This is a genomic window from Catenisphaera adipataccumulans (genome assembly GCF_014202755.1).
GTDB classification, from domain to species: Bacteria; Bacillota_I; Bacilli_A; order Erysipelotrichales; family Erysipelotrichaceae; genus Catenisphaera; species Catenisphaera adipataccumulans.
Window position 1 is genome coordinate 18,341 of the sequence record NZ_JACHHK010000009.1, and the last position, 25,998, is coordinate 44,338.

Below are 25,998 nucleotides of genomic sequence, written 5' to 3' on the forward strand. Positions count from 1 at the left end.
ATCGCTCATCCTTCCCTTTCATATAACCACGCTTTGATGTCTTTTTCAATCTGCGGATCCCCAGTTTCATACCAGCGTACATCCATCTGGTGACGGAACCAGGTATACTGCCGTTTGGCATATTGGCGGGAATGCACCTTGATGGCCTCCTTTACTTCATCCAAGTCAGCGGTCCCTTCAAAGTACGGCTGGAATTCTTTATAACCAATGGCTTGAAAACTGTTGTATTTCCATGTGGCGGGTTCAGAAAACAAGGCTGTCGCTTCCTGTACCAGTCCTTGATCAAACATGGCTTCCACACGCCGGTCGATCCGGTCATACAGCACCTCCCGATCGACATCCAGCCCCAACAGGAAGGCATCAAACAACATGCGGTGCTGTTGGTGTTGTTCCCTTTCCGATTTACTCATACCGGTATGCGCGATCTGCAAAGCCCGGAGGATGCGTTTGCGGTTGTGCGGATGGATCTTTTCCGCCGAGCGCGGATCGACCTTCACCAGCCGGTCATACAACGTCTTTTCATCCAGAGCTTCCAGTTCTTTTTGATACGCTTCATCGATTTCTTCCTCTTCAAACGTATAATCATATAATGCGGCTTTGATGTACAAACCCGTTCCGCCGCAAAGAATCGGTACTTTTCCTTGGGCGACGATTTCACGTTCTGCCTGCCGGCATTTTTCCTGAAAGATCTTAACGTTATAAGGTTCATCGTAATTTTGGATATCCACCAGATAATGCGGTATGCCCTGTTTTTCTTCTTCGGTGACTTTTGCCGTACCAATATCCATCTTTTTATACACCTGCATACTGTCGCCGGATATGACGGCCCCGTTCAGGCGCTTTGCCAGCTGCACTGAAAGACTGGTCTTGCCGATGCCGGTCGGCCCGACGATCACAATGATCTTATCCACGTTCAAATTCCTTTCGTAAATCTTCATCACTTAATGTGATCACGGTCGGCCGGCCGTGCGGACAATGATACGGCTGTTTACAATGCCGCAGATCCTCAATGACTTTTTCCATCTCTGGTTTGGATAAAGGCCGGTTAAATCGGATGGAACTGTGACAAGCCATCGTTGCGATCACTTTTTTGCGCAGTGATTTCATATTCACATTCTGCTCTTTGACAAAAGTATCCAGAAGATCCTGCAGAAACGGGATCGCATCTACTTCATTGAACCAATTTGGCACTTCACGCAGGATCAGCTGATCGTCGCCGAACGCCTCAAAATGCAGACCAAAGAATTCCGTTTTTTCGTTGATTTCTTTTACCTGTGCGGTGATCGTATCCGGTACATCGATCTGGATCGGCACCAACAGCGGCTGTGTCTGCATCACCGGATGGTCCAGCTGTTCCAGCAGCTGTTCATAATGATAACGTTCCTGGGCCGCGTGCTGATCGATGATGACCAAGCCTTTTTCATCCGAACACAAAATATATGAATCATGCAGCTGGGCCAATACCGTCAAGTGATTGAAAAACTCCGGACCGCGGTTTGTTTCTTCCGGTATGTCTGACTGGATCGGTTCCTGCTCTTCCTGAACAATTGGATCGGGAGCTGTCGGAATCGACTGGTAATTTTCAAATCCTTTATGGATCTCTGCGCTGCGGTCCTGCCGTTTCGGAACCGGATATGTATACGTCATTTCCGGCTGCTGATAGACGGGCTGTTTTTTGATTTGTTTGATTTCCACTGTTTTTAACTGGGCGGATAGTGTTTCCTTGATGGTTTCCCGGATCAATTCCGTCAGCTGGGACTGTTTCGACAGCCGGACTTCCCACTTATTCGGATGCACATTGACATCCACCAGCTGTGTATCCGTCGTGATCTGCAGCACGCAGATCGGATAGCGCTGTTTCGGGAGAAAATCACTGTACGCGTCTAAGATCGCGTGCTGGATGGGATTGCTGCGGATCAAGCGGGTATTTAATGTCACAAATAAGAAATACTTCGTTGCCCGGTTGATTTTTGGCTGTACTGCATAGCCTTTGATGGTGAATTCATCTTTTTGTTTTTCAAACGGAATGGCGTTCATCGCGACTTCCCGGCCGTACATCTGAAATAGGATTTCTTGAATGTTGCCGTTGCCGGAAGTCTGAAAAATGACCCGGTCATTGTGTGAAAGCGTAAATCGGATTTCTGGGTGACTTAACGCTAGCTTATTGACCAAATCCGCAATAATGGAGAATTCGTAAGTCGGACTCTTTAGATGTTTGAACCGGGCCGGTGTTTTGACAAACAGCCCCGATACATCGATGCACGTTCCTTTCGGACAGGAAATTTCTTCCTTGGTTTTCTTTTCCCCATAATCATAGACAATATGTGTGCCGGTCGTTCCGTCGTTGGTTTTCATATCGACATGGGCAACCGAAGCGATGCTTGGGATCGCCTCACCGCGGAAGCCCATGGTCTGGATATTAAATAAATCAGCTTCATCGGCGATTTTACTCGTGGCATGACGGCAGAATGAAAGATCGGCATCTTCCGGACTCATTCCGATGCCGTCATCCGTGATCATGATACGCTCGATCCCGCCTTGCCAGACTTCAATATCAATAACTTGTGCTTGAGCATCGATACTGTTTTCCACACACTCTTTAACAATGTTGGCAGGACGGTCGACTACTTCGCCGGCCGCGATCATATTGGTTAATTGTTCGCTTAATACATGAATATGTGCCATAATGCTCCTTTATTCAATGGATTTCGATAACTTTTTCAGTTCATATAAACAATCCAGCGCTTCACGCGGGCTCATCGCATCGACGTCCATGTTCTGCAGACGTTCGACAAGTTCGGATTTCTCCGGCTGAACGGTATCCATCACAAATAGATTCGGCTGATAGCCATTGTTCCGTTCCATGCCTTCGTACTCTTTCAGCAGTTCGCCGGCACGATCCAGCACGGCCTGCGGCAGGTGCGCCAGACGGGCCACGTTGATCCCATAGGATTTATCGGCTTTGCCGCTGATCACACGATATTGAAATTCGATGTGCTGTTTTTTCTCTTTGACATCCACGTGTACATTTTTGATGGTTTTCCGCTCTTCTTCCAGATCGGTCAATTCGTGATAATGCGTCGAAAATAACGTCTTGGCCCGGATCGCACTGTCAATATACTCGATCATCGCCCGTGCCAGAGCCATCCCATCGTATGTGGCCGTGCCGCGGCCGATCTCATCAAAAAGGATCAATGAGTTTTCTGTCGCATAGCGCAGCGCAATATTGGCCTCCATCATTTCGACCATGAATGTCGACTTGCCGGTCAGAATGTCATCGCTGGCACCAATGCGGGTGAAGATCCGGTCAAAAATCGGCAGCACAGCTTGTTTCGCCGGAATAAAACTGCCCATCTGTGCCATAACCACCAACAAGGCATTCTGACGCATATAGGTGGATTTACCGCCCATATTCGGACCGGTGATGATTTCAATGTGATTGTCTTCATCCATCTGCCAGGAATTGGAGACATATTTCTGACTTTTCATATGATCATCCAAAATTGGATGTTTCCCTTCAATGATGGATACTGATCGTTCTTCATGAAACTGCGGGCAGATATAGCCTTTTTCTGCGGCCAGATCGGCCAAAGCCGTCAGCACATCCACGGTTGCCAACGCGCGGGCACAGGCGTGCAGATCATAAAGGCGGGCCTTGATCTTCATCAACAGTTCATGGAACAGCTCTTGTTCCAAGCGCACACGCTCTTCCTGGGCGTGCAGAATTTGTTCCTCTTTTTCTTTCAGTTCCTGGGTGATAAAACGCGTGGCATTTGCTAATGTTTGTTTCGGATGATAACCGTACTCATCTTTGATTTGATCCAGACTGCCGTTGCGCACTTCGATGTAGTAGCCGAAAACCCGGTTATAGCCGATCTTCAGAGCTTTGATGCCGGTACGTTCTCGTTCTTTGGCTTCAATTTCCAGGATGTAATCTTTGCCTTTTTTAGCGATCTGACGGGCTTCATCCAGCTCTGCGCTGTATCCATCCGTAAAGACACCGCCGTCCTTTAAAGTCAGCGGCGGATCCTCGACGATCGCCCCTTGAATTTCTTCATACAAATCGTAACATGTCGGCACGTCCTGCAGTTCCGGATACGATGTCAGAGCAGCGGCCAGTTCCAAAATTGGTTTGGCATGTTCCAACGAAGCCGTCAGCTGCAGAATATCGCGCGGGCCGGCATTGCCGTAGGAGATCCGGCTCGCTAATCGTTCCATATCATAGATATAAATCAAATGGTCTTTGAGGTTTTCCCGCAGCATAAAATCATCTTTCAGGATCTGCACCGCGGCCTGACGTTTCGCAATGGCAGAGGCGTCGATCAGCGGCATTTCGATCCAGTTTTTCAGCATGCGCGAACCCATGGCACTCTTGCAGCGGTCCATAAATGACCACAGGCTCATGCCGCGGGAGCCGGAAACCAGATCCAGGTGCTGTTTGGTTTCATAGTCCATGATCAGGATCCGTTCTTTATCCATACTTTCCATCGGTATAAAATGATCGATGTGCTGTTTCTGAGTTTCTTTCAAATAACCCATCAATTGTGCCAGTGCCTGTTCCAGCGTCTCTTTGGCATCCAATGGCAGCAGTTTCCGGTCGGCTTCCTCCAATTTGGTTTTCTTCTGGCGCGAGACCATGATCGTTTCGTTTTCTTTCAAAGCGTTCAGCCAATTTTTATCAAAGCTCATCGGAATGACGACTTCGCTGACATGCTGGTCGAGCAGCGCCCGCTGCAAAGCGACCAGTGAATGTTCCACAGTTTGATATTTGAGCTCCCCTGTGCTCAATTCACAATAAAGCACACAAATCTCATAGCCGCTGACCATGACTGAGGCCAGATAATTGCTGGATTTGGCATCCAGAGCTTCATCCATATAGGTTCCCGGCGTAATGACTTTGATGATGCCGCGGTCCACGAGGCCTTTGGCTTCTTTTGGATCTTCAAGTTGTTCGCAGATTGCTACTTTATATCCTTTTTTAATTAATCGCTGAATATAATTTCCGGCTGCATGATGCGGGATCCCGCACATCGGAACTTTTTCGTTGTTGCCGGCTGCCTTAGCCGTCAGCACCAGGTCCAGTTCCCGGCTGGCAGTTTCTGCATCGTCCAGAAACATTTCGTAAAAATCGCCGACCCGATAGAATAATATTTTATCTGGATTTGCTTCTTTTACTTTTATATAATGTTCGATCATTGGTGTATATTTTTTCATGTTCCTATTATAGCAAATTTTCTGATTGACGGTGAATATGGTATACTATATGCAAATTGTAAGGGGGTCCCGGAGTGAAACGGACAGTAGTTTTTCGTAATAATACGTTTCAAGTGGATGTCGGCCTGCTGGTGATTTTATTGATTTTAATGTTCACGAGTTGTTTTGCGCTGTACAACGCATTCAATTTAATTAGTGAAGGCAGCGGTCCTACCTACTTGTTTCGTCAGATTTTATGGTACATCATCGGTTTTACCGTTATGTTCCTGCTGACGTCCATGTCCAATGAGGTCATTTTTAAATATGTAAAAAAGGCATATACAATTTTAATGTACTGCCTGCTTTATTTATTGGGCTCCAGCATCTTGAATCGTGTGACCGGTCATACGCTGCCGTTCGCACCTTCGATCAATGGTGCCGTTTCCTGGCTGAGCATTCCGCTGTTAGGAAGTTTTCAGCCCAGTGAGTTCATGAAGATCGTATTGATCGTGCTGGTCTCCAAAGCTATTCGGGATCATCAGGATGCTCACCCACATCCTAGCGGTGCTGATGATCTGCAGCTGTTATTGAAAATCCTGCGGATCACTTTGCCTTCATTGATTTTGATCTTCCTGCAGCCGGATACCGGTGTCTGCATCATCATCGTCTTTACGATTTTGGTGCTGTTGATCTGTTCCGGCATCCGAAAACAATATATCGTCGTTTTGCTTTCGGTCATTGTTGCCGCGGTTGTACTTTTCTTCTATTTGTTTTTATTCCATGAAGATTTCATTGCGCAGTTTATTTCCGCTTACCGTCTGCAGCGGATCGAAGCCTGGCTGAACCCGGATGAATATATTTTAGGCAGTTCAAATCAGCTGTATACTGCTTTGCTTTCATTGGGCAGCGCCGGCCTGACGGGATACGGTCTGCAGGCGAATGTCATTGCGATCCCGGAAGCGCATACGGACTTTATCTTTGCGGCGATCGGACAGTGTTTTGGCTTGATCGGCACGACCGCAATTGTTCTGCTGTGCATGGGATTGGACTTGTATTTATGCATGATGGCATATCGGATGAAAGATCGTATGGATCGATTTATTGTCATTGGTGTAGTGGCCATGTTGTTCTATCAGCAGATCCAAAACCTGGGTATGATCGTCGGTATCTTTCCGATCACCGGTATCACCTTACCGCTGATTTCGTACGGCGGCAGCAGTATCTTGTCTTATTTTATTTCATTTGCGATCATCATGAACCTCAGTCCGGAGAGTCATAAAAAAGCGATCCGTATCTTGGCGGACCGCCCAAAGAAAGCGAAAAAAGCTTAATATAAATTTTTCAGACGTTTTAAATAAGAATAAGTGCGGTATCGAACGAACCGTACTTTTTTTTCGGATGTTTTCATATGAATTTCGTTCACATCATTTAAGCCGATATGCAGGTGATCGTAACAAGCTTCAGCGTTGTGCAGCGAAACACTTCGGATGACAACTTCCCGATCGGATTTCATGATATACGGATTTAAAAGTGTATGATGGATCTTATGTGAAATCGGCATGATCTCGCACAGCTGCAGGACCTGCAGACCGGAATCAACGACTGCACCTTTCAGGGCGCGGTTCACGGCTGTCGATCCTGCCTGCGTGCTCAGACAAATACCGGAGCCGGTCGTTCTTTCAAAGAACTCCCCATCAATATAGATATCAAGATATAAGGTTTTTTCCAGACTTTCGATACGGATTTCATTCAGGGCGTAGTCTTTAAACTCTTTTTCCGGAATGTCAAATTCTAGTAAAGGTGATTCTTCAATATAGGGTTTTTGATTCACAATATCATCTAAGAATAATTCCAGCTCATCCTGCGTATAGTCTGTAAAAAAGCCCAACGTTCCCGTATGGATCCCTACAAACATGATCTTATCCAAACAATCGATGTACTTATGAATGGCCCGCAGCAGCGTGCCGTCACCGCCGATCGACAGAATGATCTCCGGATCATCCGGCCGATATTCCCATCCTGCTTTCAAACATTCTTTTTTTAAATAATCCCCTACTCGCTTTGAATTGACATCACCGCGCAGCTGAAACGAAAACCTCATAAACATCACTTTCCTTTTTGATGTTCTCATTGTACCATAAAGAACGAGGTGAAGAATATGCCAAAACCAATTGAACGCGAATTAAAAATTTTAGTACAGCCTGATCAATATGAAAAAATAATCCATTCATATGATTTTACCAAACCATGGCAGCAGACGAATACATATTATGATACCAAAAATGGTTATATTCATTCATTAGGCGGTGCAATGCGTATCCGAACGATCAATGACCGTCATATTTTTACCCTGAAGATCCGCACGGATTCTATTACGCATATTGAATTGGAAAAAGATATCGAAGCTCATACGATTGATGAGATCCATGATCCAGAGATCCTTCATTGGCTGCAGGAATATCATATTCCAATTTCAGAAATGAACGTAATTACATCTTTTACGACAAAACGACAGACCTATACAACGGAATTCGCCGAAATTAGCGCGGATCATACGGTTTTTCCCGATCATAGTGATTATGAAATTGAATATGAATATCGGAAAGAACACGATGGGATCTCCGTTTTTAATCAGATGTTACAGAAAGTCGGACTGACTTATACAAAAAACTGCCCCAGCAAGATTGCCAGGGCTTTGCATTATAATTTATGAGTGAGCCGGTAGAAGAAAGATTTTGAATTATATTCTTCTTTCTGTCTTTTTAATTCATTTAATTCAGATTCCAAAGATTCCATTTGACCGGATTTTTCTTCCAGATCTTTTTTTTCATTCTCTAATTTTTCTTTCTCATCCTTCAGAGTCTGATTTTCAGATTCTAATTCAGATATCCGATCATCTTTTTGTTGGTTCTCTAATAAAAATGTTTGTTTACTCTTTTCCAGCTCTAGAGATAATCTTTCTTTATATAATTCTTCGATTTTATCCATTGATTTTTGTTTCTCTTCCAGAACGGCTTTGAGCTTTTCGTTTTCATACCGCAATTCGGTTTCTACAGGAGAAACTTCGTGTTTTTCTTTTCTAAAATACTTAGAAAGTTTCTCTACGCCCTCTGCCTTGATCGTGATCCGCCGCGTCTTAGGATTCTTGTATTTATATCCAGCATCCGGATAATTCTTCACCAATTTCGCAACAGCTTTATCGACTGTGTTTCTGGACTTCGAAAACATTTCGCATATTTCAGCGATTTCCATATCATAATAGACTTCAACCGGTTGATTTGAATCCTGCATCCTTTTCACCCTCTAATCATGCATCCGTTTGTTCAGATTTAAATCCTATGAACAGTCATACCCTAATTTTCTGTTCATATTCTATTCCGATTTCTAGCGTGCATGTTAATCTTACCATCATATGAAAATGGAATCAATAAAATTTCTGATTTTTTTCAATCATATGAATATATTTTTTCAATATACTCGATGATTTTGGATTCATATGAAATATAAATATCAATTTCTTCCTATTCATATGAATATTTATCTTATTTTTTAATCATATTTCTTTCATGTGATTGTTCACATTATAGAAATAGCATGATTTTTTATTAAATTTTCCGTTCATATTGACATTATTCATGAGAATATGATGTTCATATATTTTTACAAATGTCTATTTATAGATAAATTTTTCATGATTTGATGATTCATATAATTATTGGAAAATTTCCCTCATTCTAGTCAATATATTCAATAACTATTTACTCTTTATTAGTGATTTCACTTTGTTTGCATTTTTTTAACTATTACAATCTATTTATACTAAGTTTTATCTTCAATATAATTTTACTGTGATTTAACTTATACGTACAAGTACGAATGAAATTCGTTATTTCTGCATTAAATATAAAAATCATATGAAGAGAATACTCGAGATCCTTTTCATATGATCATGTAAAATCCTTCTGATTATTCATATATTTATCATGTGAAACGTCCTATTTACGTCCCTGAAAGGCTCTGAGCAGGGTTAAACTGTCTGTATAATCTAAATGTCCGCCAATCGGAATACCATATGCCAATCGTGTGATTTTTACTTTATCTTTCAGAAGCTTTTCGATATATAAGGCGGTTGTTTCGCCATCCATCGTTGGATCCGTCGCCAGGATCACTTCTTGTGTTTCCTCATTGATCCGATCCAATAAGGATTGGATATTCAGCTGATCGGGAAGAATGCCTTTTTTCATGTTTATGGTTCCATTTAAGACATGGTACACGCCATTGTATTCCTGCATTGATTCAATGGCTGCAATATCTTTCGGACTTTCTACAACACAGATCATATTCCGATTCCGATCAGGATCCGCACAAATTGAACATTTTTCTCCGCTGCTCAGATTTCCACAAATCTTACAACGCTGTATTCCTGTTTTCATATGATTCATTGCATCCAGAAAGTCGTTTAACGTTTCCGGGTCCCAATCCAGCATCGTATAGGCATAACGCTCTGCTGTCTTCGCACCAACACCAGGAAGCTTCTGAAAGGCCTGAATCAAGTCATTAAATTTTTTTGGATAATTCATAGATCAATCTTCCTCCACTTTCAGATTCGGAAATATCTTCTTTAATTCATTCTCTTCTGTATTTTCCGGCTTCTTTTCCTCTTCCATAGGAACAGTCACATCAACCGGGGAAGGGAGGGTCCCTTCTTTCATCCTTTTCACAAAATCTTTTGTGACACGTTGTTTCTGATTCATATCAATCGCGAAGATCTTTTTCGGCTTGCCAATTAATTTCTTCATAAAAGGTGCATAGGATTCTTTTTCCTCCGTCAGATTGATTTCGTTGGCTTCCATCTCTGTATTCACACAAATCAGCAGATAATGATCAGATGCTGCGAATATCGATGAGGTATTAAGTGAACCAGCATACTTTCCATAATCTGGATCGGTCTGATAAAGGATACGATCTTCATATTTGTATTCATCTTCTTTTCTGATTTTCTTATCCGATCCTACTAACAGCTGCAGGATGTATTCATCGTCAAATATGATTTTATGATTCGGAATTTCTGACTGTTTCAATGTTTCACGTGAAACATCAGATTCTGCTTTACTGTCCTTTTTCGCTATTTTATTGGCTTTTTTGGCCTTTTTCTCAATTATTTCTGACTTATCAGATGTTGATTCATGTGACTTTGAAGCTGTATTCGCATGGTTTGAATATCTGATTTCAGATTTTTCTGCTGCTTTCTCATGTTCATATGATTGAGAAATCAACTTTAATAACGCAGTTTCCAGGTAATCCAGCACATTCGATGCATACGGATATTTATTGTATGTATCCATTAGTTCATCCAACAAACGAATGCGGAAGGGAAGAGGGGAAGCCGCCATATATTTCTGCACCACTGATTTTGAACGTTCGCCGACCAATGTCGAATTCGGAGAATAATCCAAAATAATACTTTCCTTTAATAGTGATATAAAATCTGACGTGAGTCGTTTCATATCCATCCCACGCTCATAAGCATCCTGCAGATTTCGGATCACATCCTCTACATCCTGCTGGTACAACTTTTCAAATAAAGAACCAATATCTTCTTTTGTCAGGATACCGTAGATTTGACGAACATCATCCACATGGATCTTGTTTTCACAATATGCACGGCATTGATCCAAAATGGATAATGCGTCGCGCATGCCGCCGTCGCTCAAAAGGGCAATCAAAGAAACCGCTTCGTCTTCGATGGCAATTTTCTCTTGTTCACAAATCACATGAATACGATATTCGATATCTTTTTGACTGACCTTCGTAAAATCAAATCGCTGGCAGCGGGAAATGATGGTCGGCAGTACTTTGTTTGGTTCCGTCGTCGCAAAAACAAAGACGACATGTTCCGGCGGTTCTTCGATGGTCTTCAGCAGAGCATTCAAAGCGCTCGCTGTCATCATATGAACCTCATCAATAATATAAACTTTGTATTTTCCTTCCATCGGTGCATATTTCACACGATCGATCAGATTACGGACTTCGTCGACACCGTTATTTGATGCGGCATCGATCTCAATGATATCCGGATGACTGCCGTTCAAGGCCATCCGACAATTTTCACAATGACCGCAGGGGCGATCGTTGTTTTCGGATGTACAGTTTAATGTACGGGCGAAAATCTTCGCAATGGATGTTTTTCCCGTACCGCGCGGGCCGCAGAATAAATACGCATGGGCAATTCGATTCTGTACCACTGCATTTTTCAATGTCTGCACGATATGCCGCTGGCCTACAACTTCATCAAATGTAGCCGGTCGATATTTACGATATAACGCTTGATACGCCATAAGACACCTGCTTTCTCGTGAGACTATTATAACATGTTCTTTGCATACAAAAAGAAACGGTCACGATTTCTTTTGTTTCCGTTTCTCTTTGAAAAATTCCTTCAGGAGATCACTGCATTCCTCCTGGCAGATGCCGCTGCTGACTTCTGGATAGTGATTAAATCCTTTGACCTTTAACAAGTCCGTACAAGATCCCATACATCCGCCTTTCGGATCATAGGCGCCGAATATCACCCGACGGATCCGTGATTGAATGATTGCTCCGGTGCACATCGGACAAGGCTCCAAAGTCACATATAAATCACAATTCTCCAGCCGCCATGTCCCCAATTTCCGACACGCTTTTTGAATGGCTAAAATTTCGGCATGGGCCGTGCTTAACTGTTTGATCTCGCGTTGATTATATGCCCGGGATATGATTTTCCCATCGTGAACGATAATGCAGCCAATCGGAACTTCATCTTTTTCTGCTGCTTTTTTGGCCTGTTTGATGGCTTGTTTCATCCATTGTTCATCTGTCATATTTGTATTATACCCCATACCTTTACAAATTCTTTATTTCTTGATAAAATGATTGCGCTACTACAATGACATCTTGTGAATCAGGTCAGGATGGGAACATAGCAGCCTTAAGCAGGCGCTGTCATGTGTAGTAGTTCTTTTTTTTGCTTATGAAAAAGCTTGATCATATGATCAAGCCTTTCTTTTTTATCGATTGATTTTCGGTAACTTTTTAAAGCTTTCTTCCAGCTCTTCATCGGTTGGAATGTAGTCTTTCATCGTACCGTCGTTATAAGCCTCATAGGCCGTCATATCAAAATAACCCGTTCCCGTTAAACCGAATACGATGGTCTTCGCTTCACCGGTCTCTTTGCATTTGAGTGCTTCATCAATTGCTGCGCGGATCGCGTGACTGCTTTCCGGTGCCGGCAGGATGCCTTCAATACGCGCAAATTGTTCCGCTGCCGCAAAGACAGATGTCTGTTCTTCCGACACAGCTTCCATGTATCCGTCATGATACAGCTGCGATAGGATCGGACTCATACCATGGTAGCGCAGACCGCCCGCATGGTTCGGAGAAGGAATGAAATCATAACCCAGCGTATACATCTTTGCCAGCGGTGTGACCATGCCCGTATCGCAGAAGTCATAAGCAAATTTACCGCGGGTAAAGCTCGGGCAGGAAGCCAGTTCGACCGCAATGATCCGGTAATCTTTTTCGCCGCGTAATTTCTCACCCATAAAAGGTGCGATCAATCCGCCCAAGTTAGAGCCGCCGCCGGCACAGCCGATGATAATATCCGGTTCAATGCCATATTTCTTCAATGCCGTCTGGGTTTCCAATCCGATCACAGACTGATGCAGAACGACCTGATTCAGTACGCTGCCCAGTACATAACGATAACCTTCATGCGTTGTCGCATCTTCAACGGCTTCAGAAATTGCACAGCCTAAGCTGCCGGTCGTACCTGGATGTTCCGCATTGATCTTTCGGCCAACTTCTGTATTCATCGATGGGGAAGGGGTGACCGTCGCACCATAGGTCCGCATCACTTCACGACGGAATGGTTTTTGTTCATAGGAAACTTTTACCATATAGACACGGCAGTCCAAATGGAAATAGGCACATGCCATTGATAAAGCAGTTCCCCATTGACCTGCACCAGTCTCTGTCGTGACGCCTTTCAGCCCTTGCTTCTTTGCATAATATGCCTGTGCAATGGAAGAATTCAGCTTGTGGCTGCCGCTGGTGTTGTTGCCTTCAAACTTATAATAAATCTTTGCCGGTGTATCCAGCGCTTTTTCCAGATGGTATGCCCGACACAGCGGAGAAGGACGGTAGGTCTTATAATATTCCTGGATTTCTTCAGGAATATCAAAGAACGGCGTATCATTGTCTAATTCCTGACGGATCAGATCGTCACAAAATACCGGCCGCAGATCTTCAAACTGCATGACTTCGCCCGTACCTGGATTTAATAACGGCGCCGGTTTATTTTTCATATCCGCACGGACGTTGTACCACTGTTTCGGAATTTCATCTTCTGATAAATAAATTTTGTTTGGAATTTTTTTCATTAAAAAAATCTCTCTTTCTCCTTCAATGAAAACATGATTTTCAATAAATGTCAAAGTTTTCAGAAACAAAAAAGACTGATTTTACATCAGTCTTTCGGTACTAATTTTTCTGTTCCGCCCATATACGGCTGCAGCGGCTTTGGAATCAAAACGGTGCCGTCTTCCTGCAAGTTATTTTCCAGGAATGCGATCAACATCCGCGGCGGAGCAACACATGTATTGTTCAACGTATGGGCAAAATACTTCTTACCGTCTTTGCCTTTGACACGGATCCGTAAACGGCGTGCCTGGGCATCGGTCAAATTCGAACAGCTGCCGACTTCAAAGTATTTCTTCTGACGCGGCGACCAAGCTTCCACATCGACCGATTTGGATTTCAGATCAGCCAGATCTCCGGAGCAGCATTCAAGCGTACGAACCGGAATATCCAGCGAGCGGAAGAATTCTACCGTATTCATATACAGCTTCTTAAACCATGCTTTGCTTTCTTCCGGTTTACAAACCACGATCATTTCCTGTTTTTCAAACTGATGGATCCGGTAGACACCGCGTTCTTCAATGCCGTGTGCACCTTTTTCCTTACGGAAACACGGTGAATAGGATGTCAATGTGTACGGCAGTTTTTCTTCATCCAAGATCGTATCGATAAATTTACCAATCATGGAATGTTCGCTGGTTCCGATCAAATAAAGATCTTCACCTTCGATCTTATACATCATGCCATCCATTTCTTCAAAAGACATCACACCGTCAACGACTGCGCTGCGGATCATGAACGGCGGGACCACATACGTAAAACCTTTGTTGATCATGAAATCACGTGCATAACTTAAGATCGATGAATGCAGACGGGCGATGTCTCCCATTAAATAATAGAAACCATTGCCGGCCACACGTCTGGCACTGTCCAGATCGATACCGTCAAATTTTTCCATAATTTCTGTATGATAAGGAATTTCAAAATCCGGAACAGCGGGTTCACCGAAGCGTTCCAATTCGACATTCTCGCTGTCATCCTTACCGATCGGAACCGTATCCTCGATCATGTTCGGGATCATCATCATCTTTTTATGAACAGATTCCCGCAAGGCATTTTCTTTTGTTTCCAAAGCTTCCAGTTCATCGGCCATCTCTGTCACGCGATTTTTGATTTCCTGGGCTTCTTCTTTTTTGCCCTGACCAATCAGCATACCAATTTTCTTGGATATCTTTTTCCGCTGTGCACGCAGATCATCTGCATGCTGCTGGGTCTGACGAAGATCCTTATCTTCTTTTAAAACTTCATTGACCAAGTGAACTTTTGAATCCTGGAATTTTTTCTTCATGTTTTCTTTGACTAAATCCGGATTCTCACGCACAAATTTGATGTCTAACATTTCTTTTCCTCCAATAAAAAAGACTTCGCTCCACAAAGGGACGATGTCTCGCGTTGCCACCCTTTTTATCTTTCATAAAAAGATCACTCTGCATGATAACGGTCTGTACCGGAATGAACTACTCTTTTCATCCATTCGTTCCAAGGGGCTTTTCATTCATTTCGCTTTCGATATTTGCACCAGCCATATCGTCTCTGAAAAAGCCGAAATCAACTACTTTTCCTTATCAACACTTTCTTTATTTATATCATTCTTTCCAGCAGAATTCAAGAATCGGATTTTCATATGAGTGAAATAAAAATCCCGCTAAAACGGCGGGATCTTTGCTTATCTATATTCTTGTTCTTCTTCCGGTTCTTGTTCCTCTTCCTGATGATCAACCAATGTCAGACGGGTCACTTTCGCATTTTCTGTCAAATTGATCAGCCGGACGCCCTGCGTATTGCGTCCATAGATTCCAATGGAATCGATCGGGATCCGGATCATGATACCGCTGCTTGATACGATCATCGCATCTTGTTCCGGATTGACTGCTTTGGCGACCATTAGATTTCCGGTCTTTTCCGTGATGTTCATGGTGCTTACACCTTTCTTACCACGCGAAGTCAGACGATAATCATCAATCTGGCTGCGCTTGCCGTAGCCGTTCTCAGAAATAGAAAGCAGCGTATCGCCTTCATGACTGACGGCACAGCCGACCACATGATCACTGCCGACATCCATACCGCGGACACCGGCTGCGGTTCGTCCCATCATCCGAATATCGGTTTCTTTAAAGCGGACAGCTTTGCCGTTGGAAGCCGCAATAATGACTTCTTCCTGACCAGTCGTCGGTTTCACGAAGAACAATAGATCATTTTCCCGTAAATCAATGGCAATCTTACCATTCTTATTGATATGACGGAATTCATCGACCGACGTCCGCTTGACGATACCGTTTTTGGTCACAAACAGCAATGTCTTGAAATCTGAATCCTGCGGAATCGAAAGCAGCGTCGTAACGTTTTCCTCCTTATTCAAGGAAATCAAATTGACGACCGGAATACCTTTCGATGTACGGGATGCATTCGGCACATTATATCCCTTGATCCGGAATACACGGCCCTTGTCGGTAAATAAAAGCAAAATATCATGCGTATTCATCGACAGCATCGTATCAATGGCATCGTCTTCATTCAGCGTCAACGACTTAATGCCGCGGCCGCCGCGATTCTGGGTCCGATAGGTATCAACTGGTGTCCGTTTGATATAGCCGGACATCGTCAGCATCACGATGACATCTTCCTTCGGAATAAGATCTTCATCATCCATATCTACATAAGCATCGGTGATTTCCGTACGACGTTCATCGCCGTATTTTTCATTGATTTCTGTTAAATCATCGCGGATGATCTTCAGGACACGGTCATGATTTGCCAAAATATCCTTGTAGTCGGCAATCTTCAGCAGCAGTTCCTGATATTCGCGCTCGATCTTATCGCGTTCCAATCCGGATAAACGGCGCAGCTGCATTGCCAGGATAGCTTTGGCCTGGATCGTATCAAAACCAAATTTTTCACATAACTCAGCATTCAAACCGGCTTCATCTTTATGGGAACTGCGGATGGTCTGGATCACTTCATCCAGCCGATCCAGCGCAATGCGGAATCCTTCTAATATATGCGCACGATCTTGTGCTTTCTTCAATTCAAATTTAGTCTTGCGGACAATGACTTCCACCTGGAAATCAATATAGTCGTTAATAATGTCTTTTAACGGCAGCTGACGCGGCCGGCCGTTTTCCAGTGCCAGCATATTGATGCCGAAACTGGACTGCAGCGGCGTCAGGCGGAACAATTGATTTAAGATCACATCTTCCTGAGCATCCTTGCGCAGTTCCATGACGATCCGAATTCCTTCCCGGTTACTTTCATCATTCAGATAGGTCACACCGTTGATTTCTTTGTTTCGGATCAATTCGGCCATTTTTTCAATTAATTTTGATTTATTGACCGCATAGGGAATTTCATAGAAAATGATCTGTTTTTTGCCATTGCTTAATTCATTCACATGATATTTGGAACGCACCATGATCGAACCGCGGCCTGTTTCATATGCTTTGCGGATCCCTTTGCGTCCCAAAATGATACCGCCGGTCGGAAAATCCGGTCCTTTGATATAGTTCATCAATTCCGGCACCGTAATATCCGGATTGTCCATCACTGCAAAAATTGCCTGAATGGTCTCACCCAGATTATGCGGCGGAATATTGGTTGCCATACCTACCGCAATACCGACGGATCCATTGATCAATAAATTTGGGATCCGGCTTGGCAGCACAGTTGGTTCGGTTTCCTCTCCATCATAGTTTTCGACGAAATCCACGGTATCCTTATTAATATCCCGCAGCATTTCTGTCGCAATTTTAGACATACGAGCCTCGGTATATCGCATCGCGGCTGCTTCATCGCCGTCCAGTGATCCAAAGTTGCCGTGGCCGTCGACCAGCGGATACCGGTAAGCGAAATCCTGCGCCATACGAACCATCGCATCATACACAGCGACATCGCCGTGCGGGTGATATTTACCTATGACTTCACCGACGATACGGGCACTTTTTTTATGTGCAACATTGGACGTAATGCCCAATTGATTCATTGCATGTAAAATACGACGATGGACCGGTTTCAGTCCATCACGAACGTCCGGCAAGGCACGTTGTACGATGACCGACATAGAATAATCCAGAAAGTCTTCACGGATTTCTTTGGAGATCTCCACTTCTTCTATACGATCATGTTCATTGTTTCGATTTTCATCTTCCATGGCAGCCTCCTATTAAAAATCCAAGTTCGCATATACTGCATTTTTCTGTATAAACTCACGCCGCGGTCCGACTTCTTCGCCCATGAGCAAATCAAAAGTCGAATCGGCATATTCTGCGTCTTCGATCGTTACGCGTTTTAAGATCCGGTTTGCCGGGTCCATGGTTGTTTCCCACAGCTGTTCGGCATCCATCTCACCTAAGCCTTTGTATCGCTGAACTTTATAGCCATCTTTTAATTCAGCACGGATCTCATCCATTTCCTGCTCTTTATAGGCGTACAGGATCTTTTTACCTTTCTGCACCTTATAAAGCGGCGGCTGTGCGATATAAACATAACCGCCTTCGATGACAGGTTTCATATACCGATATAAGAACGTCAGCATCAAGGTGGCAATGTGCGCACCGTCGACATCGGCATCGGTCATGATGACAATTTTGTGATAACGCAGTTTGGACACATCCACCTCATCTTTGATGCCGCATCCAAAAGCAGTGATCATACTGCGGATCTCTGCATTATCAAAGATCTTATGTTCACGGGCTTTTTCGACGTTGATGATCTTGCCGCGCAGCGGCAGGATCGCCTGCGTACGGGCATCGCGGCCTTGTTTCGCCGAACCGCCGGCGGAGTTCCCCTCGACAATATAAATTTCACATTCACTGGCATCTTTGCTGGAACAGTCCGTTAATTTACCTGGCAGTGAAGAAATGCCGTCCAGCGCCGATTTCCGGCGGGTCAGCTCACGGGCTTTTTTCGCAGCGACACGTGCCTTGGAAGCAACGAGCGCTTTATCAATGATAGCTTTGGCTGAATTTGGGTTTTCCAAGAAATACCGCTGCAGCTGTTTGCCGACAATACCGGAAACGATCTTACGGACTTCACTGTTGCCTAATTTTGTTTTCGTCTGACCTTCGTACTGCGGGTTTGGATGCTTGATGGAAATGATGGCCACCAAACCTTCCTTGACGTCATCTTGAGAAAGCGATTCATCTTTCTTCAGCAAGTTGTTTTTCTTGGCATATGCGTTGATTTCACGCGTCAGCGCCAGACGGAAACCATCTTCATGATAGCCGCCTTCCTGCGTGTGAATATTGTTGCAGAACGAATAGATATTTGACTGATAACTGTCGTTATATTGTAAAGCAACCTCTGCCAGAATACCGTCGACCAGACCTTCACAATAGATAACGTCATCTTCGATCATCCCTTTGTTCCGGTTCAAATATTTTACATATTCAATGATACCGCCGGCATAACGATATTCATTATGCACTGGCTGATCGCCGCGTTCATCCGTCAGCGTCAGGCAGATGCCTTTGTTTAAGAATGCCAGCTGACGTAAACGGGTATTCAAAGTTTCAAAATCATATTCGGTCGTTTCTTTAAAAATGGTCGGATCTGCCTTAAAACGCACATACGTTCCCGTTTCTTTGGTTTTACCGATCACTTTCAGCGGCTGGACCGTATGACCGCCGTTTTCAAAACGGATGTAGTAGATCTTGCCGTTCTGATAAACCGTGACTTCCAGCCATTCGCTCAAAGCGTTGACGACACTGGCGCCGACACCATGCAGACCGCCAGAAACTTTATAAGCACCGCCGCCGAATTTACCGCCGGCATGTAAAACGGTCATAATGGTTTCTACGGCACTGACACCGGTTTTTTCATGAATGCCGGTCGGCATACCGCGGCCATTATCCCGAACGGCAATGATATTACCTTTTTCGATGGTCACATCAATTTCATCCGCAAATCCAGCCAATGCCTCATCAATACCATTATCGACAATTTCCCAGACCAGATGATGAAGACCGCGGGCACTGGTCGAACCGATGTACATGCCCGGACGCAGCCGAACGGCTTCCAATCCTTCCAGCACCTGAATATCGTTCGCTGTATAGGAATGATCCACGCTGGTTGCTTCATTTTCCAGCTCATCGTATTCCAATATTTCTTGCTGCAATTCTTCCTGACTCATACATGTACCTCCTTTAACGATCCATGTTCTACTTCATATGTATGCACATGCCGCCCCGCAAACCATGCGGGATCGACTGGCTCGGTCGTCGTAATAAAAATCTGCATCTCAGACGGCAGACATTCGGCCAGCTGCCGTTTGCGATGATCATCCAGTTCACTGAACACGTCATCCAGCAGCAGGATCGGATATTCACCTGTCTGTTCATGGATGATTTCGGCCAATCCCAGCTTCAGCGCCAAAAGACAGCTGCGTTTCTGGCCTTGACTGGCCGTCTCCTGCAGCGGTTCTCCATTCAGTAAAAATAAAAAATCATCTTTATGAACACCATACTGTGTCTGCCGGTACCGACAGTCTTTTTCATATGATTGTTCATATATTTTTTTCAGCTCTGATTCCGGATCTTTTATCTCTTTTACGAAAGTCCGATACTTTGCATCAAAGATTTCTTCCCGGTCAGAGAAAAACGGATAGATTTCATGAACTTTCTGCATCCAACGTTCAATAAAGGCAGCCCGTTGTTTCATGATGATCACTTCATCCTTGATCATGGGTTCCGTGAATGTCTCGATCAGCAGACGATCCGGCGGATCCTGCTTCAGTGCCGCATTGCGGCGATGCAGAAGATTTTGATAATGCGACATCGTCATCGTGTAAGTCTTAGAAAGTTTGATCAATTCCATATCGACAAAATGACGGCGGTATCGTGGAGATTGATTGAAAAGCATTAAATCGTCGGGGCAAAATAAAACCGCATTGACTATTCCCACAAAATCTGAATACTTGTGAATCGGATTTTGAAAATAATACAAATGCTTCTTTTGATCGACAGCTGCAACCCGGATCTGACAGGAACGGCCGCGGGTCTCCACATCGGCCTGAATGGACATCGTTTCCTGTCCTTGCCGGATCAGACGCTTAAATTGATGGGTTCGAAAAGAACGTAAATGGCTCAGATAATAGATGGATTCAATCAAATTGGTCTTTCCCTGGGCATTTTTTCCATACAAACAATGAATACTGTTGGACTCAAATTGCTGTAAAAAAAATTCGTAATTTCGGAAATTTACCAATTTCAATTCCTTAATATTCATTCAAGATCGATCCTCAATCCTTCTGTTTCTACGATATCTCCCGGATGAAGCTTCCGGCCGCGGCGATCTTCTTTTTCCCCGTTGACGGTCACTTCGTTTTCCCTCAGATAAAATTTTGCTTCGCCGCCGCTGGAAACCAGATCACAGGTCTTAAGCAGCTGAGCAAGGGTAATATATTCATCTTTCACACGAAATTTCATATTTACTCCTTTTATGGTTAAATAATACCATATTTGCGCTCTTTTTGCTAGTTATATAGGACCCCCTCAGAAAATTAAAAAAGGCCTGAAACAGGCCTTAATCGTGGCTACGCATCGGAACGATGATCATCAGCGTGGATGTATCATCCGGATTTGAGATCAATATTGGTCCCTGATTGGCACTGAACTGCAAGCGCACTTTTTCGCCGCCCAGAGCTTTCAGCGCATCGGTCACAAACGTACCGTTGCAGGAAAAACGCAGATCATCGCCATGATACACACAATCGGTCAGCACTTCATCCGAATTACCAATTTCCGTTGATGCCGTTTTAATACGCGTGACCATTTCGGAACATTCCATTTTGATGACGTGGATCTTATCGGTACGGATAAAAGCCGTACGATCGATGACACCGGCTAATTCTTGTGTATCCACGCGCATCTCCGCAATAAACTGATTCGGAATGATGCGCTCAACGATCGGATAGTTACCGTCGATCAGACGCGACTGGAAGATCGTTTTATCAAAGATAAACTGGATCTTCTTCGTATCGGCATAGACATCCACCGCATCGATGGTTTCATCGATGGAACGCTGCACTTCGATCAGCGATTTTGTCGGGATCGTAATATTGAAATCCTGCGGTTCATTCAGTTCGATCTTCTTATACGCCAGGCGGAAAGAATCACTGCCGGAACAATATAAGGTCTTGCCTTTGGCATGGAAATTGACGCCTTTCAGTACCGGGCGCTGATCATCATTACCGCAGGCAAAAACTGTCTGATTGACAATGGCGGTCAGATCGTCACGATTCAAGACAAAATGGTTTTCCGGCCGTTCCAAATTGATTTCCGGATATTCCGACGCCTGGATGCCGTTGAGATTGAATTTACCATTTGGACTGGAAATCTGAACCAAAGTATAATCGATCAATTCAACATCAATGAATTCACTGTCAAGCTTACGGACAATTTCGGATAAATATTTGGATTCAATAACAATCGATCCCGTGGATTCGATTTCCAAATTATTCATTTCACCCTTATAAATCGTCGTCTGGATCGTAATATTGGAATCACTGCCGGTCAGCACAATAGAATCTTTGCGTACATCCATCCAGATACCGGATAAAGCCGGTAACGGTGAAAATACACTGATGGCACGTGAAACCATATTGATTTTATTAAAGAAAAAGCGACGGTTAATGGAAAATTTCATAAGTTCCTCCTTTTTTATTCTTTTTATTTAGTAATAACTATAACCTGTGGAAAATGTGGATACAACTCTTTTTTTTATGGATAAATAGAGGCTTTCTGCCTATTTTCCGACTGCGGATTGTCTGGGAGATCCGGGGAATCATTCCAGCTGGCTGCGGATCTTTTCACAAGCCATTCGGAATGCTTCATCGGTCTCCATCAGCCGGCGGCCGCGTTCATAAGAACTTTTGATCGTCGAGTGATCCCGGTTGCCCAGTTCCTGGCCGATGGCTGTCCACGATGAACCGAGGATCTCCCGGGTCAAGTAGACGATCATATGCCGGGCAGTTACCAGCTTACGGAGCCGGGATTTGCCTTCAATAGCAGCATAGGACAGGCCATAAAATTTGGATACTTCTTTTTTTATTTTATTTGGCGACAGGTGATCCGGTTTGGATTGAATGATTTCATCATCCAGGATCTTGCGCGCAAAATCGATATCGATCACATCCGGATTTTCAATGGTCGCACTGAAGATCAATTTATTCAGGCTGCCTTCCAATTTACGTACGTCATCAGAAAACTTATGAGCAAGAAAATCGATCACTTCATCCGTAACATCGTGACTTTCTTCATAGCCTTTTAGTTTCATCTGCAAAATAGCCCGTGCCGTATCGAATTCCGGTTTCTGGATATTGACGATCAGTCCCTGCGCAAAACGGCTGACCAAACGAGACTGTAGGCCGCTGAGCTGATTGGGATGCATATCGCTGGTAATGACGATTTGTGCATTTTTGGCAATCAGTGCATTGTATACTTTAAAGAATACTTCCTGGGAACTGGACTGCGTCAGGTTCTGGATATCGTCGATCAGAAAATAGTCGTTGTCGATCAGCTGTGACTGCACCATCTCTACGGTATTGCCGTGCACACTTTTGGTTTTCATGGCATCTAATAATATGGAAACAAGATCGCCGCTGTAAGCATAGAATACTTTAACTTCCGGCTTTTCTTTCTGTAAATAATTGCCGATCGCATGCAGAAGGTGCGTTTTTCCCAATCCGGAATTACCATATAACATGATCGGATTGTATAAGTGACGGGCCTGCGTACAGCACGACATACAGGCGGCATACGCTTCTTGATTGGATTTTCCTTCGACAAAACTTTCAAATGTATAATGAGGATCAAAATGACTTTGGATCATTTCGGATGTCCGCTGTTTAACGATTTCTTCGGGCATGAGTTTTTCCATATCATGATAATCGATAAAACGAATGGATACGGCGTCGCCCCAAACCTTGCTTAATGTCGATTCAAACAATGTATGTGCTTCAGGCTGTGCAATGATGTTTTTGGTGATCATGGAACGATAGGCAACATAGGCTTCATTGTTTTCAATCTTGAACAAGGTCGTTTTTCGGACCCAGTCGTTGAAGGTATCTTCGCTGAAAAAATGCCGGGCATGAACGGCATCCAGAGTTTCCTGCCAAATTTGATCATAAGAATTGACCGCCATGAATCCTCCTTTTCGCATTCAATATTATACACGAAAACGAAAACAATGGGGAAAAAGAAGAGTTTTCCCCATTTTGTGGAAAACAATAGTGTGGAAAATTTTATCCACGATCAATAAAATGGGGAAAAAGTGGAAAACTTTTGGGGATAACTTTTATAAATGGGGAAAACTTATCCATTATTATTCGATATTTATCGTAGATCTTACGTTTTCCACATTTTCCCTTCATATAAAATCGTAACCGTTTTCATAGGATTTTTATGGGGAAAACGAGGGGATTTCTTTGCGTATCGGTGGTTTCGTTGTAAAATGAGATCGGGTTATCCCCGCAAATTTTTTTTCTGTCAAAATTTATGAGGAGGATAGGAATATGGGAAACTATCGTTTTGTGAAGGATATGAATCAAGAAGAATATGATGGTTTTGTGAAAAATCATCAATATTGTAATCTTCTGCAAAGCTATAACTGGGCAAAAGTAAAAAAGAACTGGGATCATTTATATACAGGTGTTTACAATTCTTCCGGCCGGCTGGTCGGCACGGGACTGGTGCTGATCAAGCAGCTGCCGATGCATTTAACAATGTTTTATTTGCCGCGCGGACCGATCATGGATTATTTAAATGAAGATCTGATGGTCTTTTATTTCAATGAACTGAAGAAAATTGCCAAGCAGCATCATTGTGTGATGATCAAATTGGATCCGGCCATTCATGTCAACGATTATAAATCGTCGGAATACAATGAAAATCGTTATCCGAGCACGGAACGATATATGGAAATCTTTAAAAAGATCGGTGCGGTGCATTATGGTTTTACGACCTATATTGAAGAGACAGCACAGGCGCGCTATATATCGAATGTCTATTATCAGGAAGATATCGAAGCCAACCTGCCGAAACATACCAAGCGTCTGATCAAAGACGCCGACCGGCGCAATGTACAGATCGTGCACGGCGGTCCAGAATTCCTTGATGATTTTAGCCGTCTGGTCGCCATGACCGAAGATCGGAAGCATGTTGCCTTACGGGATGAAGATTATTTCCGTTTATTAATGGATACGTACGGCGATGATGCGGTTATCTTTCTAGCTAAATGCAACGTATACGATTTATACCATAAAGCACTGGACCGTCAGCAGCAGTTAGAAAAAGACATTGCCGACAATCCGGCAAACGCAAAAAAGAAACTGCGCCGGCTGCAGGATCAGCTGCGTTCCACGGAAAAAGAAATCAAAGAATTTAAACCGATGTTAGAGGAACTGGGAAATGAAAACAAGGAAATCGCTATTGCCGGTATCTTAAGCATTCAATACGGCAATACATGTGAAATGCTTTATGCGGGCATGGATCAGCGGTTCAAGAAGTTCATGCCGCAGTATAAGGAATATATTGAGAACTTCAAGTGGGCCTTTGACCGTGGCTGCAAGTATGCGGATATGGGCGGCGTCGAAGGAACACTGGATGACGGATTGACGAAGTTCAAGGATAATTTTAATCCGACGATCAATGAGTTCATCGGTGAATTTGATATTCCGGTCAATAAATTATTGTATCCAGCTGCGAAAAAGGCGTATCAGAAGATGAAAGCCAGCTCAAAAAAATAAGCAATAATTCATTGAAATTCTATAAAATAGAAAGTTAAAGAATATACCCATGAGTAAAAATGAACGCATGGGTATATTTATATTGTTCACTATTTTATCCTAGGAAAATTTTTTCACTGATTTTCTTCAGATTTAAATCGATCACGGTTTTTAGAAGCAGGATCAAAATTTTTAGATATCTTAGTGTACCGTCTGCATTTTGATGAACAAATCGTAACGAGAAATGCAGATATATTGAATAAAAGGAATGTTTTTTGGACGAAAAATTCCGTAAAATCAATAAATCGACGATAATTACTTTATGTAAAAAAATGCAGGCTGTGAATAATTTACGATTCTTTTTATTAAGGGATAGAATAATTGAAATTGTCATTGACATTTGTGTTCCTTTATGTTTACAATAGATAAGCAATCTTATTTGAAAACAGACTGAGGGGTGTGAAAATGAAACGAACATATCAGCCAAGTAAGAGAAAACACCAGAAAACTCACGGTTTCCGTGCTCGTATGTCGACTGTCGGAGGTCGCAACGTTCTTTCCAGAAGAAGAGCGAAAGGTAGAAAGGTATTATCCGCATAGAAATCACCTTTATGGTGATTTTTTTGTCGAGGTGA

Annotated in this window: 20 protein-coding genes, 1 other RNA gene and 1 other annotated feature; of the genes, 5 read left to right on the forward strand and 16 right to left on the reverse strand. The window is 43.5% G+C overall.

What is annotated here, in order from left to right:
• Positions 1-5: 5 nt before the first annotated feature.
• From miaA to mutS, 3 genes are read right to left on the reverse strand one after another with little or no spacing between them, the layout of a single operon-like run.
• Positions 6-911, reverse strand: a complete 906-nt coding sequence (miaA, locus tag HNQ47_RS09290) for a tRNA (adenosine(37)-N6)-dimethylallyltransferase MiaA (RefSeq protein WP_183329126.1) — start codon at positions 909-911, stop codon at positions 6-8.
• Positions 904-2,685, reverse strand: a complete 1,782-nt coding sequence (mutL, locus tag HNQ47_RS09295; protein WP_183329127.1) for a DNA mismatch repair endonuclease MutL — start codon at positions 2,683-2,685, stop codon at positions 904-906. The genes miaA and mutL overlap by 8 nt, the downstream gene beginning before the upstream one ends.
• Positions 2,686-2,694: 9 nt before the next feature.
• Positions 2,695-5,214, reverse strand: coding sequence for a DNA mismatch repair protein MutS (mutS, locus tag HNQ47_RS09300; RefSeq protein ID WP_183329128.1), 2,520 nt, complete (start codon positions 5,212-5,214; stop codon positions 2,695-2,697).
• 74 nt (positions 5,215-5,288) lie between these two features.
• On the opposite strand from mutS, the gene HNQ47_RS09305 reads away from it, so the two are divergent.
• Positions 5,289-6,524, forward strand: coding sequence for an FtsW/RodA/SpoVE family cell cycle protein (locus HNQ47_RS09305; RefSeq protein ID WP_183329129.1), 1,236 nt, complete (start codon positions 5,289-5,291; stop codon positions 6,522-6,524).
• Here the strand turns inward: HNQ47_RS09305 and HNQ47_RS09310 are convergent.
• Complete coding sequence (locus HNQ47_RS09310) at positions 6,521-7,294, reverse strand: NAD kinase (protein ID WP_183329130.1); 774 nt, start codon at positions 7,292-7,294, stop codon at positions 6,521-6,523. The two genes, HNQ47_RS09305 and HNQ47_RS09310, sit on opposite strands and share 4 nt — an antisense overlap.
• 57 nt (positions 7,295-7,351) lie before the next feature.
• Here HNQ47_RS09310 and HNQ47_RS09315 point away from each other — a divergent pair, with 57 nt between their 5' ends.
• Positions 7,352-7,906 carry a CYTH domain-containing protein gene (locus tag HNQ47_RS09315; protein WP_183329131.1) on the forward strand — a complete coding sequence of 185 codons (555 nt, stop codon included), beginning with the start codon at positions 7,352-7,354 and terminating at the stop codon, positions 7,904-7,906.
• Here HNQ47_RS09315 and HNQ47_RS09320 read toward each other — a convergent pair.
• The 4 genes from HNQ47_RS09320 to tadA all read right to left on the reverse strand — a co-directional run bounded on the left by HNQ47_RS09320 (position 7,894) and on the right by tadA (position 12,053).
• Positions 7,894-8,445 (reverse strand): hypothetical protein, encoded by a 552-nt coding sequence (locus tag HNQ47_RS09320; RefSeq protein ID WP_246346127.1) that lies wholly within the window; start codon positions 8,443-8,445, stop codon positions 7,894-7,896. The two genes, HNQ47_RS09315 and HNQ47_RS09320, sit on opposite strands and share 13 nt — an antisense overlap.
• 743 nt (positions 8,446-9,188) lie before the next feature.
• On the reverse strand, positions 9,189-9,773 hold the full coding sequence (recR, locus tag HNQ47_RS09325) for a recombination mediator RecR (RefSeq protein ID WP_183329133.1): 585 nt from the start codon (positions 9,771-9,773) through the stop codon (positions 9,189-9,191).
• Between the two features lie 3 nt (positions 9,774-9,776).
• Positions 9,777-11,531 (reverse strand): DNA polymerase III subunit gamma/tau, encoded by a 1,755-nt coding sequence (gene dnaX, locus HNQ47_RS09330; RefSeq protein WP_183329134.1) that lies wholly within the window; start codon positions 11,529-11,531, stop codon positions 9,777-9,779.
• Between the two features lie 60 nt (positions 11,532-11,591).
• Positions 11,592-12,053, reverse strand: a complete 462-nt coding sequence (tadA, locus tag HNQ47_RS09335) for a tRNA adenosine(34) deaminase TadA (RefSeq protein WP_183329135.1) — start codon at positions 12,051-12,053, stop codon at positions 11,592-11,594.
• Between the two features lie 49 nt (positions 12,054-12,102).
• Between tadA and ffs the strand changes: the two genes are divergently transcribed.
• Positions 12,103-12,200, forward strand: an RNA gene (gene ffs / locus HNQ47_RS09340) — signal recognition particle sRNA small type.
• A 39-nt stretch (positions 12,201-12,239) separates the two neighbouring features.
• Here ffs and HNQ47_RS09345 read toward each other — a convergent pair.
• From HNQ47_RS09345 to dnaA, 8 genes are all read right to left on the reverse strand, one after another.
• Positions 12,240-13,610: a TrpB-like pyridoxal phosphate-dependent enzyme gene (locus HNQ47_RS09345; protein WP_183329136.1), complete on the reverse strand. Its 1,371-nt coding sequence runs from the start codon at positions 13,608-13,610 to the stop codon at positions 12,240-12,242.
• 86 nt (positions 13,611-13,696) lie between these two features.
• Positions 13,697-14,986: a serine--tRNA ligase gene (gene serS / locus HNQ47_RS09350; protein ID WP_183329137.1), complete on the reverse strand. Its 1,290-nt coding sequence runs from the start codon at positions 14,984-14,986 to the stop codon at positions 13,697-13,699.
• 33 nt (positions 14,987-15,019) lie between these two features.
• Positions 15,020-15,225 (reverse strand) — a binding site (T-box leader).
• Positions 15,226-15,313: 88 nt separating this feature from the next.
• Positions 15,314-17,791 carry a DNA gyrase subunit A gene (gene gyrA / locus HNQ47_RS09355; protein WP_183329138.1) on the reverse strand — a complete coding sequence of 826 codons (2,478 nt, stop codon included), beginning with the start codon at positions 17,789-17,791 and terminating at the stop codon, positions 15,314-15,316.
• A 12-nt stretch (positions 17,792-17,803) separates the two neighbouring features.
• Positions 17,804-19,771, reverse strand: coding sequence for a DNA topoisomerase (ATP-hydrolyzing) subunit B (gene gyrB / locus HNQ47_RS09360; RefSeq protein ID WP_183329139.1), 1,968 nt, complete (start codon positions 19,769-19,771; stop codon positions 17,804-17,806).
• A complete protein-coding gene (gene recF / locus HNQ47_RS09365) occupies positions 19,768-20,865 on the reverse strand; it encodes a DNA replication/repair protein RecF (RefSeq protein ID WP_183329140.1) in 1,098 nt (365 codons plus the stop codon). Before recF ends, gyrB begins: the two co-directional genes overlap by 4 nt.
• A complete protein-coding gene (yaaA, locus tag HNQ47_RS09370; protein WP_183329141.1) occupies positions 20,862-21,065 on the reverse strand; it encodes a S4 domain-containing protein YaaA in 204 nt (67 codons plus the stop codon). Before yaaA ends, recF begins: the two co-directional genes overlap by 4 nt.
• Before the next feature lie 97 nt (positions 21,066-21,162).
• Complete coding sequence (dnaN, locus tag HNQ47_RS09375; protein WP_183329142.1) at positions 21,163-22,284, reverse strand: DNA polymerase III subunit beta; 1,122 nt, start codon at positions 22,282-22,284, stop codon at positions 21,163-21,165.
• A 138-nt stretch (positions 22,285-22,422) separates the two neighbouring features.
• Positions 22,423-23,781, reverse strand: coding sequence for a chromosomal replication initiator protein DnaA (dnaA, locus tag HNQ47_RS09380; protein ID WP_183329143.1), 1,359 nt, complete (start codon positions 23,779-23,781; stop codon positions 22,423-22,425).
• A 370-nt stretch (positions 23,782-24,151) separates the two neighbouring features.
• Here dnaA and HNQ47_RS09385 point away from each other — a divergent pair, with 370 nt between their 5' ends.
• Both HNQ47_RS09385 and rpmH read left to right on the forward strand, forming a co-directional pair.
• Positions 24,152-25,384, forward strand: a complete 1,233-nt coding sequence (locus tag HNQ47_RS09385) for a peptidoglycan bridge formation glycyltransferase FemA/FemB family protein (RefSeq protein ID WP_183329144.1) — start codon at positions 24,152-24,154, stop codon at positions 25,382-25,384.
• A gap of 444 nt (positions 25,385-25,828) precedes the next feature.
• Positions 25,829-25,963 carry a 50S ribosomal protein L34 gene (gene rpmH, locus HNQ47_RS09390; RefSeq protein ID WP_183329145.1) on the forward strand — a complete coding sequence of 45 codons (135 nt, stop codon included), beginning with the start codon at positions 25,829-25,831 and terminating at the stop codon, positions 25,961-25,963.
• The last annotated feature ends 35 nt before the right edge of the window (positions 25,964-25,998 follow it).

Coding starts and splice junctions, on each gene's coding strand:
- recR (WP_183329133.1), bottom strand. CDS start 9,773: ATGAATTATCCAAAAAAATTTAATGACTTGATTCAGGCCTTTCAGAAG.
- HNQ47_RS09320 (WP_246346127.1), bottom strand. CDS start 8,445: ATGGAAATCGCTGAAATATGCGAAATGTTTTCGAAGTCCAGAAACACA.
- yaaA (WP_183329141.1), bottom strand. CDS start 21,065: ATGAAATTTCGTGTGAAAGATGAATATATTACCCTTGCTCAGCTGCTT.
- HNQ47_RS09385 (WP_183329144.1), top strand. CDS start 24,152: ATGGGAAACTATCGTTTTGTGAAGGATATGAATCAAGAAGAATATGAT.
- mutL (WP_183329127.1), bottom strand. CDS start 2,685: ATGGCACATATTCATGTATTAAGCGAACAATTAACCAATATGATCGCG.
- HNQ47_RS09310 (WP_183329130.1), bottom strand. CDS start 7,294: ATGAGGTTTTCGTTTCAGCTGCGCGGTGATGTCAATTCAAAGCGAGTA.
- gyrB (WP_183329139.1), bottom strand. CDS start 19,771: ATGAGTCAGGAAGAATTGCAGCAAGAAATATTGGAATACGATGAGCTG.
- HNQ47_RS09315 (WP_183329131.1), top strand. CDS start 7,352: ATGCCAAAACCAATTGAACGCGAATTAAAAATTTTAGTACAGCCTGAT.
- serS (WP_183329137.1), bottom strand. CDS start 14,986: ATGTTAGACATCAAATTTGTGCGTGAGAATCCGGATTTAGTCAAAGAA.
- gyrA (WP_183329138.1), bottom strand. CDS start 17,791: ATGGAAGATGAAAATCGAAACAATGAACATGATCGTATAGAAGAAGTG.
- rpmH (WP_183329145.1), top strand. CDS start 25,829: ATGAAACGAACATATCAGCCAAGTAAGAGAAAACACCAGAAAACTCAC.
- mutS (WP_183329128.1), bottom strand. CDS start 5,214: ATGAAAAAATATACACCAATGATCGAACATTATATAAAAGTAAAAGAA.
- tadA (WP_183329135.1), bottom strand. CDS start 12,053: ATGACAGATGAACAATGGATGAAACAAGCCATCAAACAGGCCAAAAAA.
- dnaA (WP_183329143.1), bottom strand. CDS start 23,781: ATGGCGGTCAATTCTTATGATCAAATTTGGCAGGAAACTCTGGATGCC.
- recF (WP_183329140.1), bottom strand. CDS start 20,865: ATGAATATTAAGGAATTGAAATTGGTAAATTTCCGAAATTACGAATTT.
- HNQ47_RS09345 (WP_183329136.1), bottom strand. CDS start 13,610: ATGAAAAAAATTCCAAACAAAATTTATTTATCAGAAGATGAAATTCCG.
- dnaN (WP_183329142.1), bottom strand. CDS start 22,284: ATGAAATTTTCCATTAACCGTCGCTTTTTCTTTAATAAAATCAATATG.
- dnaX (WP_183329134.1), bottom strand. CDS start 11,531: ATGGCGTATCAAGCGTTATATCGTAAATATCGACCGGCTACATTTGAT.